This is a genomic window from Streptacidiphilus sp. MAP12-33 (assembly GCF_041261265.1).
GTDB lineage: Bacteria > Actinomycetota > Actinomycetes > Streptomycetales > Streptomycetaceae > Streptacidiphilus.
In genome coordinates, this window is sequence record NZ_JBGCCA010000001.1 from 213,212 (window position 1) to 226,172 (window position 12,961).

The following is a 12,961-nucleotide window of genomic DNA, read 5'->3' on the forward strand; positions in this document are numbered from 1 at the left end:
AAGGAATGCTCATGCATTCCATTCGCTGGGACCGACCGGGTCCTGGTCGCGGTAGTCGTAGACCGTGTAGGGGTAGTTGGCCTGCTCGTAGGCGTAGCCGGAGCGGTCAACCTGGGCCGCCTCCGTCAGCCAGGTGTCCGCCAGCGGCGGAGCGGCCGCCACCTGGGACGGGATGGGGATGTTGGTCAGCTGCGTCCCCGCCGCATGGCCGGTGTACCCGGCGACCGGCACGCCGAGGCCGGTGGGGGCCTGGAGCGAGCCGTAGCGTTCCATCCGCTGCCAGCGCAGCCGTGCCCCGGCCACCGCGGTGACCACGGACTGGATGACCACCAGGTACATCAGCTGCCGGTAGACGAACTGCTGCAGCGGCAGGCTCCACAGCGGCCCCGGGCTCTCCCCGTCCAGGCGGAACGCGTACAGGCCCATCAGCAGTTGGAGCAGCATGAAACCGAGCCAGAGCCCGATCACGTGCAGGGGATCGAGGAAGACCAGGCCGTAGAGGGCGAAGATGTCGACCACCGGCGCCAGCAGCGGCAGCAGCACCTGGAAGAGCAGCAGGTAACCGAGGCCGCGGCGGCCCAGCTTGCCCGCGGCGCCACGCTGTACCATCGCGCCGCGGTGCTTCCACATCGCCTGCATCGTGCCGTAGCACCAGCGGTAGCGCTGCTTCCACAGCGCGCCGAGCGAGGCCGGGGCCTCGGTCCAGGCGACCGCGCCCTCCTCGTAGACGACCCGCCAGCCGTCGCGGCACAACGCCATGGTGAGGTCGGTGTCCTCGGCCAGGGTGTCCTCGGCGAGTCCGCCGACCCGCAGCAGCGCCTCCTTGCGGAAGCCTCCCACCGCGCCCGGGACCGTCGGCATGCACTCGGCCAGATCGAACAGGCGCCGGTCCAGGTTGAAGCCGACCACGTACTCGATGTGCTGCCAGCGCCCCAGCAGACCACCGCGGTTGACCACCTTGGCATTGCCGGAGACCGCGCCGACGCCGGGGTCGGCGAACGGCTGGATCAGCTTGCGCACGGCGTCCGGCTCGAAGACGGTGTCACCGTCGACCATCACCAGCAGGTCGAAGGAGGCGTTGGCGATGCCGGTGTTCAGCGCGGAGGGCTTGCCGCCGTTCTCCTTGCGGATCACCCGGACGCCGGGCAGGCCGAGCGACTCGGCGAGGTCGGCCGTTCCGTCCGAGGATCCGTCGTCGACGACGAGGATCTCGACCGGGTGGTCCTGCGCGACCAGCGAGCGGACGGCGGCCTCGATGCCCGCGCTCTCGTTGTAGGCGGGGACGATGACGGTGGCCGGCTCGGTGACCGGCTCCTCGCCCCACGGGTACTGCGTCATGCGCTTGTGGCGCCGCGCCGCGACCACGGAGACGACCGCGCGCAGCACGCTCAGCACACCGGCCGCGATCATGAACCAGCCGATGACGGTCAGCAGCCAGTGGCTCAGCAGCAGCACCCAGATCAACGCCAGGCCGAGCCAGTGGTCGGTCGGGGAGGCCTTGGTCATCGGCGCGGACAGGCCGGTCGTGGCGCTGACTGTGCCGACGGTCAGGCCCTCCTGCTGGTACTGCGTCAGCAGTTGGTCCAGCGCCGCGACCGACTGGGAGCGGTCACCGCCGGCGTCGTGCATCAGCACGACCTGGCCGGCCGGGAGCTTCCTCGAACTGACCCGCATGCCCGGGACCGTGCCCGGGATCGCACCGTTGGCGACGATCTTCGGGACGCCGGGCCGCTGCCAGTCCTCGGTGTCCTGGGTGGTCAGCACCGTCAGGTAGCCCTCGCGGCCCGCCTGCTGGATGGCCGCCCAGTCGTCGTCGTCGACCGAGTCGTTGCCCGAGGAGTAGGGCGGACGCAGCAGCGTCGTGGTGTCGCCGGTGGCGCCCGCGATGGCCAGCTGGGCCTCGCGCAGCTGGAGCGTGCGCTGCCAGGCCGGGATCAGGCCCAGGTTGGGGTGGGTGAAGGTGTGCACGCCGAGCTCGTTGCCGTCGGCGACGATCCGCGCGGTGACGTCCGGGTTGGCGGTGACGTTCTCGCCGATGACGAAGAACGTCGCGTGGACGTCGTGCTTGCGCAGCACCGCCAGGATCTGCGGCGTCCACCTCGGATCCGGGCCGTCGTCGAAGGTGAGCGCGATCGTGCCGGGCCGGGGCCGGGCGGTGCGGGGCGTGCCGCCGGGGCCGCCCTGCGGGGATATGACGGGGCTGCCGCCGCTGACCGCGGACGGCACCGACCCGGACGGGCCCTGGACCATGCCCGCGCCGTCCGGGGTGCTGCCGAACATGTGCTGGGTGTAGCCCTCGATCAGCAGGGCCAGCGTGAGCGTCACCACCAGCGTTCCGAGCAGCAGCCAGTGCGTGCGCAGGGGGACCTGACGGACGATCCCGCGTCGGCCGCGACGTGCGGTGCGACCGGTCGGGGCGGTGGGGCGGGACGCGGAGCTCATCGTGCGGTGGCTCGTGCCTTCTTCGTCGGATGGTGCGAGGCCCCCGGCGGGTTCGCCGTGTGGGTGCTGTGCCCGTGCGTGATCACCGTGCTCGGCGAGGCCGTGACGCTCGGCAGGGCGGAGGGCGTGGCGGAGGGTCCGGCGGTCGCGCCCGTCGTGGCGCCGGTGGCGGCCGTGGTGCCGGTGCCTCCGGTCGCCTTGGTCCCGGTCCCGGTGCCCGTGCCGTTCGCGCCGGTGCCGTGCGTGCCGCCGCCGGACGCGCCGTGGGTGTGCGAGCCGGGGGCCTGGGGCGGGGCGGGGAGCGGAAGGTACGGGCTGTTGATGGTCGGTCCGCCGAGCAGGGTGCTCACCAGGAGACCGATGTAGCCGACCGCGGGCACCACGAGGACCCGGCCGATCAGGCGCACCCGGCGCTGGCGCCGCCCGCTCGCGTCGACGAACACGGGACGTTCCGGGACCCGCCGTTCGGGGGGGCCCGGCGTCGTCTCGACCGTCTCGTCCCCGGCCGTGGTACCCGTGTGCACGAGGCAGGACCCTAGCGTCCCAGGGGCCGTTTGACCACGCTGGGCCGGAACGACGAGACCGGGCCGTTACCCCCCGACTGGGGGGACAACGGCCCGGCGAACGAGGGGGGTTCGTACGGTGTCACGCCGTGGGCACCTGGGCGGCGCGGTCGGCGGCGGCGCTGGTGACGGGTTCGGCGTCCTCGTCCGCGATGACCGCCGGGACGCCGCGCAGGCGGCGGACGACCAGGCCCGCGCCGAGCAGCAGCACCACCCCGCCCGCCGCGACGACGGCGTGGAAGCCGTCGACGTAGGCCTGCTGCGCCACCGTGGTCAGCGCGTGCCCGACCGGCGCCGGAAGACCGGGCGCCACCGCGACGGCGCCGCCGACCGACTCGTGCGCGGCGGACGCCGCCTGCTCCGAAAGCCCCGCCGGGAGCGTCAGCCGGTGCCGGTAGACCGCCGTCAGCAGGCTGCCCAGCACCGCGATGCCGAGCGCGCCGCCCAGCTCGGTGGCGGTGGACTCCACCGCGCTCGCCGCACCGGCTCGCTCCTTGGGCGCACTGGCCAGCATGGTGTCGCCGGAGATCCCGAAGACCAGGCCGATGCCGAGACCGGAGACGAACATGACGGCGCCCATCACCCAGTAGTCGGTGGCCACGCCCACCAGCAGGTAGCCGAAGCAGGATCCCGCCATCAGCAGCAGCCCGATGCCGACGGCCCTGGCCCGCCCGAGCGCCTGCACCGCGACCGGGCACAGGGGCCCCGTCACCATCGCCCCGAGCGGACCGAGCAGCAGCGCGAACCCGGTGCCCATCGGCGAGTAGCCGCGCACGTCCTGGAAGTAGAGGGAGGCCGCGAGGGACTGCGCCGCCAGGGCGAAGATGCTGAGCGTGTTGGCACCGATCGCCCCGGAGAAGCCGCGGCTGCGCAGCAGGTCGAGGTCGACCAGGGGGTGTGCGGTGCGGCGCTGACGCAGCGCGAAGGCGGCCAGCAGCGCGAGGCCGAGCACGGCGGTGATCCAGACGTCGGGCCGGGCGAGGCCGTCGCGGGCGGCTGTCTTCAGCGCGTAGACCGTCGAGACGACGCCGAGGCAGGAGAGCGGGACGCTGCGCCAGTCGATCGGGCCCGGGTTCGGGTTGCGGGACTCCACCAGCAGGAACGAGCCGGACAGGATCACCACCGCCATGACGGGCACGTTGATCAGGAACACCGAGCCCCACCAGAAGTGGTCCAGCAACGGCCCGCCCACCACCGGCCCGAGCGCGAAACCGGCCGCACCGACGCCACCGCCGATGCCCATCGCCATGGTCCGCTCCTTCGGATCGGTGAAGGCGTTGCGCACCAGCGACAGCGTCGAGGGCATCAGCGTCGCTCCCGCGACGCCCTGCAGCGCCCTGGCGGCGATCAGCCAGCCGGTACTCGGCGCCTCGGCGGTCAGCGCGGACGCCAGCGCGAAGCCGGCGCTGCCGAGAAGGAGCAGCCGCTTGCGGCCGTAGCGGTCGCCGAGGCTCCCCATCACGATCACCAGCCCGCCGAGGGCGAAGCCGTAGGCGTCGGCGATCCACAGCAGCTGGGTGCTGCTCGGGCCCATGTCCCGGACCAGGTGCGGGAAGGCGAGGTTGACGACGGTGTTGTCGATCCCGAGGACGAGGGACGCGACGCAGCAGATCGCGAGCGTGCCCCACTTGCGGGCGGCGGAGAGGTTCCCTGTCGAAGTCATGCCCCGACGGTCGCGCCCGGCGCGCACCGCGCGCTGACCGGACGCTGACCGGGGTGCTGACCGGGGCACCGACCGTGCCGCCGGCCGACCGCTAGAACGTGGCCACGGCCGACGTCACGAAGGCGATCGCGTCGTGCGGGGCGAGTGCGGCACCGCGCGTGTAGGCCACGGCGTGGGCGGCGTCGACGTGGGTGGTGTCCGGGCGGGGGTCGAGCACGGTGGCCGCACCGAGGAGTTCCGCGGCCGCCGCGCCCCTGCCCTCCAGCAGCGCCAGCTCCGCGAGGACCGCGGCGAGTTCGCCGTAGGTGGGGAGGTTGCGGCCGCCGTCCAGGATGGACGCGGCCGCCCCCAGCCGGGCCCGCGCCGCCTCGCCGCGGGACTCCGCGAGGTCGAGCCGGGCGAGTTCCAGCTGGACCGCCGCCTCGATCCCCGCGCCGCTGTACCAGCCGACCAGGCGGCTCGCCAGGGCCTGCCCGCACAGCTCCCGCGCCCGCTCGAACGCGCCGCGACGGCGCGCGACCTGGGCCAGACCCAGTCGCGAGCAGGCGAGGTTGTCGCTGACCCCGAACGGCTCGACCAGTTGGACCGCGCGGGTCAGGTCCCGCTCCGCCGAGCCGAGGTCGCCCGCGCGCACGCTCAGCTCGGCGCGGCTCCACAGCAGCTCCGCCATGTCCTCCGGGGAGTCCAGCTCGCCGGCCAGCAGCAGGGCGCGGTCGGTGCACGCGGAGGCGCCGTCGCGGTCGCCGAGGCGGCCCCGGGCGCGGGCCAGCTCCATCAGGGCCATGACCATGCCCCAACGGTCGCCCTGCTCCTCGAATCCGCGCAGCGCCTGCGTCAGCTCCCCCTCCGCGGCGGCCGCGTCCGCGTGCAGGAACCAGTGCTGGAAGGCCAGGCCGAAGTGCAGCAACGCCCGGTACCAGGGGTCGGTCAGCACACCGTCGGCGACACGGTTCTGCTCGACCATCGACACGTCGTCGGGCACCCCGACGAACGGCGCCCACAGCACCACCACGAACGGGAAGCGCAGCGGGTGCTCGTACATCAGCCGGGCCATGACCGGGCGGCACGTCTCGATGTAACCGGCCAGCTCGGGGGTGTCCAGACCGCCGGAGATCGCCGCCAGGACCGCCAGCACGAACTGCTGCTCGCGCCCGGGCGGGATGCTCCCGCCGATCGCGGCGAGCAGCCGCTTCGCCGGGACGCGGCCCTCGGTCCGCAGGCCGCGCAGCATCCAGTAGCTGGAGAGGCAGGCGAGCAGGTCCAGCGCGCGGTCGGGGTCGGTGGCGATGGCGTGGCGCAGGGCGGCGTCGAGGTTGTCGTGGTCCGCGGTGAGCCGGGCGAGCACGTCCAGCTGCCTGGCCCCGCGGAGCTGCGGTTCGGCGGCCTCGGCGAGCCGGAGGAAGTGGTCCAGGTGCGCGTCGGCACGCTCGCGCCGCTCGTCGGCGGCGGCGAGCTGGTCGGCCGCGTAGGCGCGGACGGTCTCCAGCATCCGGTAGCGCATCTCGCCCGCGCCGTCCGGCCGGTAGGCCACGACGAGGGACTTGTCGACGAGCGCGCCCAGCAGTTCGACCGTCTCGGGCCCCGTGCCGCAGACCGCCTCGGCGGCGGTCAGGGACCAGCCGCCCGCGAAGACGGAGACGCGGCGCAGCATCGTCCGCTCGGCCTCCGGCAGCAGGTCCCAGCTCCAGTCGACGACGGCGCGCAGGGTCTGCTGGCGCGGCTGCGCGGTGCGGCTGCCGCCGGTGAGCAGGCGGAACCGGTCGTCGAGACGGCCGGCGATCTGGCGCGGGGTCAGCAGGCGCAGCCGCGCCGCGGCGAGCTCGATGGCGAGCGGGAGCCCGTCGAGCCGGCGGCAGATCTCCGCGACGGCTGCGGCGTCGTCGGGCGCCTGCGTCTCCGGGTCGAAGCCCGGACGCACGGCGGCGGCGCGCTCCGCGAACAGGCGCAGGGCCTCCGGCCCGGGCAGCGGCTCCAGCGGGCGCACGTGCTCGCCCGGGACGCCGAGCGGCTCACGGCTGGTGGCCAGGATGCGCAGTTCGGGGCAGGCGAGCAGGAGGCGCTCCGCGAGGGCGGCGGCCTCGGCGACGATCTGCTCGCAGTTGTCCAGGACGAGCAGCAGGTCGCCGCGGCCGGCGAGTGCCGGGGCGAGGCGGTCGGCGGCGTCGGCTCCTCCGCCGAGCACACTCGCCTCGCGCACGCCGAGCGCGCCCAGCAGCGCGGCGTCGAGCGTCGCCGCGTCGGCGACGCGGGACAGGTCCGCAAAGCAGGCGCCGGCGGCACCGGGGTGCCGGGCGGCGGTCTCCAGCGCGAGGCGCGTCTTCCCGGTCCCTCCGGGGCCGGTGAGCGTCACCAGCCGCCCCCGCGTCAGCGCCCCGGCCAACCCGCCCAGGTCGGCCTCCCGCCCGACGAAGCTGGTCAGCGGCCGCGGCAGCGCGGGTGCCCCGACGCCGCCGCCCGCACCAAGATCGTCAAATGTGCCACGTGGAACATTTCGCGATCTTGCTCCCGCCCCGGCCTCCCCGGCATGAGCTGTCGAGGCGGCGAGAACGACCCCCGGCCCGCCACCGGGCACCCCGGCCCCGGCCATCGGCTCCGCCGGACCGACGGCCTCCGGCCCGGCCAGAGCCGAGCCCGGCGCGGGCGCGCCGGCGCCGGATCCCGAGCCGCCGGGGGCGCTGGTCGGGCGGGGTGCGCGCAGCGCGGGGTCGGCGCGGAGGATCGAGAGGTGGAGGGCGGAGAGGTCCGGGCTCGGGTCGGTGCCCAGGGAGTCCGCGAGGGTCTCCCGCAACGCCGCGAACGCTGCCAGCGCGTCGGAGGGGCGGTCCGCGGCGTAGAGGGCGCGCATCAGCAGGGCGGTCAGGGGTTCACGCAGCGGCTCCTCCGCCACCGCCGAGCGGAGCTCCGCGATCAGCTCGCGGGCGCGGCCCAGCGCCAGCCCCGCCTCCGCGCGGGCCTCGACCGCGGCCAGACGCAGTTCCGTCAGCCGCACCACCTGCCCTGCCGCGAACGGCGCCCCGCCGACGTCGGAGAGCGGCTCCCCGCGCCACAGGCCGAGCCCCGCGGTCAGCGCGGTGAAGGCCTGGGCCGGGTCCTCCCCGGTCAGCGCCGCCTCGCCGTCGGCGACCAGGCGGCCGAAGGCGTACGCGTCCACCTCGTCGGGTGCGGTCAGCACCCGGTAGCCGCCGGGGCCGCCCTCGATGCCGACGCCGACCGGCCGCAGCGTCGAGCGCAGCCGGGAGACCTGGGACTGCAGCGCGTTGCCGACGTTCCCCGGCGGCTCCTCCCCGTAGAGGCCGTCGATCAGGCGCTCGGTCGTGACCGTCCGCCCGGCGTCCAGCAGCAGCAACGCCAGCAGCGCACGGCGGCCGGGGCCGCCGAGCGGCAGCTCGCCGCCGTTGTCGTTCCAGGCCTGGGTCGTCCCGAGGATGCCGAATCTCACCTGGTGATTCTGACCCATCGTCGGGCAGGCGCGTGGCTGATCGATCACCGAAAGCGCGGGCAGGGACCCGTGGGATGTGAGGATGTACCCGTGATCCCCTCCCTCATCGCCACCGACCTCGACGGCACCCTGCTGCGCGCCGACGGCACCGTCTCCGCCAGGACCGAGGAGGCGCTGCGCCGGGCCGAGGACGCGGGTGTCTGCATCGTCTTCGTGACCGGTCGCCCGCCGCGCTGGATGGGCGCGGTCACCAAGGCGGTGGGGCCGCACGGGATCGCCATCTGCTCCAACGGCGGCGCGCTCTACGACGTGCGGCGGCAGGAACTGCTGGAGACGTACCCGATGCACGCGGACGACGCCCTCGCCGCCGTACTGGCGTTGCGCTCCGCCCTGCCGGAGGTGAGCTTCGCCTTCGAGTACCCGGACGGGTTCTCGCACGAACCGGCCTACCCGCGCACCCTGTGGGACATGGACGCCGCCGACCGGGTCGCCCCGGCCGAGGAGATCCTCGCCGGCCCGGCCGGCCACCAGGTGTTCAAGCTGCTGGCCAAGCACCCGAGCCTGGACCCGGACGAGTTCCTGCGCCTGGGCCGCGAGCTGGTGGGCGAGTACGGCGAGGTGACCCGCTCCGCCGCGGTGGCGATGCTGGAGATCAGCGCCCCGGGCGTGAGCAAGGCGAGCGCGCTCGCGCGCTGGTGCGCTGCGCGCGAGATCCCGGCGGAGCGGGTCGTCGCCATCGGCGACATGCCCAACGACCTGCCGATGCTGGCCTGGGCCGGCACCGGCTACGCCGTGGCCAACGCCCACCCGGAGGTGCTGGCGGCGACCAGCCGCCACACCGCCGGCCACGACGAGGACGGTGTCGCGCAGGTCATCGAGACGCTGCTGGCCTGACCCGCGCCCCCGCTCGCGCGCCCGCCCGCGCCCGCCGCACGGCTCACTCGGCCGGGCAGCCGCCCCACAGCTTCGCCAGGTCAGCCGGGATCGCGTGGATGCAGCCGCCGGCCGTGCCGGGGAAGTTGTCGCTGCCGATCACGGCCCAGCTGCCGCCCGCGGCGAGGGAGAGGTACTTGCGGGTGCTGCCGTCGTCCTGCGCGGCGACCTGGTCGTTGTAGGTCGCACCGGGCGTCAGGTCGAACGCGGTCGCGGCGTAGATCGTGCCGCCGCACTCGCCGTAGAGGAACTGGTGCGGGCGGGGCGTGATGTGGCCGCGGTGGCTCGCGGCCTCGTAGGCGCTGGTGACGGCGGCCTTCACCGCGTCGGTGGCGACGAGGTTCTGGCAGCCGGCGGCCGCCGCGGAAGCGCCCGGGGTGCCACCGCCGGTCCCGGGGGTCGCCGCGGAGGTGCCGCCGGTCGTGGCCCCGGACGTCCCGCCGGACGTCCCACCGGAGCCGGACGTGGGGGCCTCCGTCGGGGCGGCGCCCCCGGCGGACGCGGTGCTGCCCGAGCTCGGGGCGCTGCCGCCACCGTTGCCGGAGTTGCAGGCGGTGAGCAGCAGCGCGGAGGTCAGGACGACGGCGGCCGAGGCGGCGGCGCGGCGCGTGGTGGTACGCATGGGATTCCCCCCAGGTGGTGTTCGCGGCGACGGGTCCGGCGAGCCGTCCCGGTCAGGGTGAGTGAAATCTAGCGAGGACTGCGCAACACCCTGCCCGCCGCTCCGCTACAGACTCGCAACAGCGCGCCTCCGTTTCCTGCCCGCTACAGCGAGGCCGTCCAGAAGACGCGGGTGCCGCGTCCGGCGGTGCCCGGCTCGAACCAGGCGTCGCCACCGAGATTGCGGGCCCGGTCGCCGAGGTTGCGCAGGCCGCTGCGGCGGCCGCCCTCGGGGATGCCGACGCCGTCGTCGGTGACGGTCAGCACGACGGCCGGCCGGCCCTGGCCCGGGGTGACCCGCCCCTCCACGTCGATGTGCACGGTGCTGTCGACCACCACGTCCACCCGCGACGCCTCGGCGTGCCGGGCGGCGTTGGAGAGCATCTCGCGCAGCGCGGCGACCAGCTGACGGCCGATCGACTCCCCGGTCATCGCCTCGACCGGGCCGACGAAGGTCACCGACGGCTTGAAGCCCAGCGGCCCCGACGCCTGCGCGCACTCGCGCAGCACCCGGCTGCGCAGGTCCTCGCCGCCCTCGGGGGTGTCCTCGTGCTGGAGGGCGTAGATGGTGGTGCGGACCTCCTGGATGGTGGCGTCCAGCTCGTCGACGGCCTTGGAGATCCGGGTCTGCACCTCCGGCACCTGGGCCAGGCGCGCGGCGCTCTCCATCATCATCCCGGTGGCGAAGAGCCGCTGGATGACCAGGTCGTGCAGGTCCCGGGCGATCCGGTCGCGGTCCTGGTAGACGGCGAGGCGCTGCTGGTTGTGCTGACCCTCCACCAGCCGCAGCGCGAGCGCCGCCTGCGCGGCGAAGCCCTCGGCGAGCTCGCGCTCGTCCTCGGTGAAGGGCGGCATGCCCCGGCCCCGCCACACGCTGACCGCGCCGAGGACCCGGCCGGAGCTCTTCAGCGGCAGCGCCATGCTGGGCCCGAAGGACTGCCGGATGTCGACCCGGATGTCGGAGTCGGTCCGCATGTCGGCGACCATCACGGTGTCGCCCGCGAGCAGCCGCCGCACCCGTTCGGTGGCCGGCACCGGCTCGCCGATCAGCAGGTCGGCGGCCTCGCCGGAGGCGTGCGCGACGCGCATGCCTCCCTCCTCGATGGGCAGCAGGATCATGCCGAGCGCGGCCCCGGCGAGGTCGCGCAGCAGCTCGGCCGTGGTGGTCAGCGCCACGGCGGCGTCGTCGGCGGTCAGCATCACGTTGGTGACCTCGCGGGAGGCGGAGATCCACCGCTCGCGTCGCCTCCCCTCCTCGTACAGCCGCGCGTTCTCGATGGCGACGCCGGCGGCCGCCGCCAGCGCCTCGACGATCTGCTGGTCGGCGGCGGAGAAGTGGCGCCCGTTGTGCTTCTCCGCGAGGTAGAGCGTGCCGAAGAAGTGGCCGCGGACCCGGACCGGAACGCTGAGGAAGGTGTGCATCACCGGGTGCCCGTGCGGGAAGCCGACGGCGCTGGGGTGCTTGGTCAGGTCCTCCAGCCGCAGTGGCTCGGGGTGCTCGGTGACGTAGCCCAGCAGCCCGATCCCGGCGGGCGGGCCGCCGATCTCCAGCTCCTGCTCGGAGGTGATGCCGACCTGGATGAAGTCGGACAGGCCGTGGGTGTGCGGGGCCAGCACGCCGACGGCGGCGTACTCGGCGTCGACCAGGTCGGCCGCGGCGTTGGCGATCCGCTGGAGCGTCGCGTGCAGGTCCAGGCCGGAGCTGACGGCCACGACGGCTTCGAGCAGCTCCCGCATCCGGTCGTTGACGGCGGCGACGGCGTGCAGCCGCTCGGCGACCTCGGAGACCAGGTCGTCGACCTCGAGGGACCCGAGGTCGGGAATGAAGTGCGCGTCGCTGGTGGCCATGGAGCGAGCGTAGTTTGTCCACATTTGCCGCGACGCCGGACACGCGCCACGCGCCGTCCCGCGTCAGGAGGTCTGCACGGACGGCTCCGGATCCGGCTCCGGCGTCGGCGCCTGCCTCCTCGTGATCAGCGCCAGGGTGACGTAGCCGGCGACGAGCACCAGCCAGAAGCTGATCAGGCGGTAGACGAGCACCGCCGTCAGGGCCGGGCCCGCGGACATGCCCGTGGCGACGAGGGCGGCGGTGAGGGTGACCTCCACGACGCCGATGCCGCCCGGGGTCAGCCCGATGCTGCCGCCGGTCTTGGCCAGGCAGTACGCCAACAGCAGCCCACGCCAAGGAACGTGGCTGCCCGTGGCGATGATGGCGCAGGCCAGGCAGTTGCAGTCGGCCACCCAGTTGCGCACGGCCGAGAGAAAGGCCAGACCGTACTGGCGCCGGGTCGCCCGGAGGCCGGAGATCCGCTGGAGCAGCTCCTCGAACGCGTGCGCCGCCTCGGCGCGCGGCCGGTGGAAGAGCCGGCGGCTGCCCCCCACGGCCAACGCGACCGTCCGGTTGACGAACCGGCGGACGGCGGGGAAGCGCAGCGCGCACACCACGGACAGCATCGGGAGCGCGTAGACAGCCGCGCCCGTCAGGCCGACCAGGAACGTGCCCGGTCTGCCCGGGATCGCCGCCCCGACCACCATGACGAACGCGAGCGACAGGGCCGCGGAGACCCCGGACAGCGTCAGCGCCCAGCTGACCACGACCGTGTCGACCCCGCGACGCCGCAGGTAGCGGTAGGAGAACGCGGTGCCGACCCCGGCCCCGGCAACGGGAATGCTGGTGGCCAGGGCGGTGTAGCCGAAGGCGACGCCCACCGCCGTGCGCAGCGGCACGGGGCTGCCGCCCACCCCCAGTAAGCGGCGCTGGCTGCGTGCCATGGCGACCATCGAGCCGAACTCCGCGACCAGGGCCAGCGCGGCGAACTGCCACCGCAGATGCCCGAGCGCCACCAGACTCCGGCGTAACGCCGGGACGGTGGCGAAGACGGTCACGACCACGGCGAGGGCCGCGCACACCGCGCCCAGGGCGGCGGCCCTGCGGGCGTCGGGACGTATGGATGCCATGGTGCTGCCGTTCCCCGCCCGGGGGCGGCTGACCCCTCACCGGACGGTGAACCAGGTCGCACCAGGCGTCCCACATGTCACGCGCCCGCGCGGGCAAGGCGGAACACGGGGCGGGCACGGGCACCCCCACGCGCCGGGCACACCTCGCGCCCCGCGAGTGCCGTGACCACAGGCGCCCCACGCGACGAGCGCGCCTCGCGCCCTGCGGGTGCCGTGACCGCAAGCGACCCACATGTCACGCGCCCGCGCGGGCAAGGCGGAACACGGGGCGGGCACGGGCACCCCCACGCGACGGGCACACCT

Annotated in this window: 8 protein-coding genes; 1 reads left to right on the forward strand and 7 read right to left on the reverse strand. The window is 74.5% G+C overall.

The genetic code is table 11. The features are described 5' to 3' along the window. Nucleotides 1-9: 9 nt before the first annotated feature. The 4 genes from ABH931_RS01090 to ABH931_RS01105 all read right to left on the reverse strand — a co-directional run bounded on the left by ABH931_RS01090 (nt 10) and on the right by ABH931_RS01105 (nt 8,107). Nucleotides 10-2,442: a bifunctional polysaccharide deacetylase/glycosyltransferase family 2 protein gene (locus ABH931_RS01090; protein WP_370108890.1), complete on the reverse strand. Its 2,433-nt coding sequence runs from the start codon at nt 2,440-2,442 to the stop codon at nt 10-12. Continuing rightward, nucleotides 2,439-2,966, reverse strand: coding sequence for a hypothetical protein (locus ABH931_RS01095; protein ID WP_370108891.1), 528 nt, complete (start codon nt 2,964-2,966; stop codon nt 2,439-2,441). The genes ABH931_RS01090 and ABH931_RS01095 overlap by 4 nt, the downstream gene beginning before the upstream one ends. A gap of 121 nt (nt 2,967-3,087) precedes the next feature. Further along, nucleotides 3,088-4,668 carry an MFS transporter gene (locus tag ABH931_RS01100; RefSeq protein WP_370108892.1) on the reverse strand — a complete coding sequence of 527 codons (1,581 nt, stop codon included), beginning with the start codon at nt 4,666-4,668 and terminating at the stop codon, nt 3,088-3,090. 91 nt (nt 4,669-4,759) lie between these two features. Next, a complete protein-coding gene (locus ABH931_RS01105) occupies nt 4,760-8,107 on the reverse strand; it encodes a BTAD domain-containing putative transcriptional regulator (RefSeq protein ID WP_370108894.1) in 3,348 nt (1,115 codons plus the stop codon). A gap of 90 nt (nt 8,108-8,197) precedes the next feature. On the opposite strand from ABH931_RS01105, the gene ABH931_RS01110 reads away from it, so the two are divergent. Beyond that, nucleotides 8,198-9,001, forward strand: coding sequence for an HAD family hydrolase (locus tag ABH931_RS01110; protein ID WP_370108896.1), 804 nt, complete (start codon nt 8,198-8,200; stop codon nt 8,999-9,001). A 43-nt stretch (nt 9,002-9,044) separates the two neighbouring features. Here the strand turns inward: ABH931_RS01110 and ABH931_RS01115 are convergent, their stop codons facing one another. The 3 genes from ABH931_RS01115 to ABH931_RS01125 all read right to left on the reverse strand — a co-directional run bounded on the left by ABH931_RS01115 (nt 9,045) and on the right by ABH931_RS01125 (nt 12,658). Next, nucleotides 9,045-9,662 (reverse strand): hypothetical protein, encoded by a 618-nt coding sequence (locus tag ABH931_RS01115; protein WP_370108898.1) that lies wholly within the window; start codon nt 9,660-9,662, stop codon nt 9,045-9,047. A gap of 143 nt (nt 9,663-9,805) precedes the next feature. After that, entirely contained in the window at nt 9,806-11,548 is a 1,743-nt protein-coding gene (locus ABH931_RS01120) for a GAF domain-containing protein (RefSeq protein ID WP_370108900.1), read from the reverse strand. A 63-nt stretch (nt 11,549-11,611) separates the two neighbouring features. After that, nucleotides 11,612-12,658 (reverse strand): YbhN family protein, encoded by a 1,047-nt coding sequence (locus ABH931_RS01125; RefSeq protein WP_370108901.1) that lies wholly within the window; start codon nt 12,656-12,658, stop codon nt 11,612-11,614. Between the last annotated feature and the right edge of the window lie 303 nt (nt 12,659-12,961).

Excerpts from the sequence above, each read along its gene's own strand:
- ABH931_RS01120 (WP_370108900.1), bottom strand. The coding sequence starts at position 11,548 with ATGGCCACCAGCGACGCGCACTTCATTCCCGACCTCGGGTCCCTCGAG.
- ABH931_RS01090 (WP_370108890.1), bottom strand. The coding sequence starts at position 2,442 with ATGAGCTCCGCGTCCCGCCCCACCGCCCCGACCGGTCGCACCGCACGT.
- ABH931_RS01100 (WP_370108892.1), bottom strand. The coding sequence starts at position 4,668 with ATGACTTCGACAGGGAACCTCTCCGCCGCCCGCAAGTGGGGCACGCTC.
- ABH931_RS01115 (WP_370108898.1), bottom strand. The coding sequence starts at position 9,662 with ATGCGTACCACCACGCGCCGCGCCGCCGCCTCGGCCGCCGTCGTCCTG.
- ABH931_RS01125 (WP_370108901.1), bottom strand. The coding sequence starts at position 12,658 with ATGGCATCCATACGTCCCGACGCCCGCAGGGCCGCCGCCCTGGGCGCG.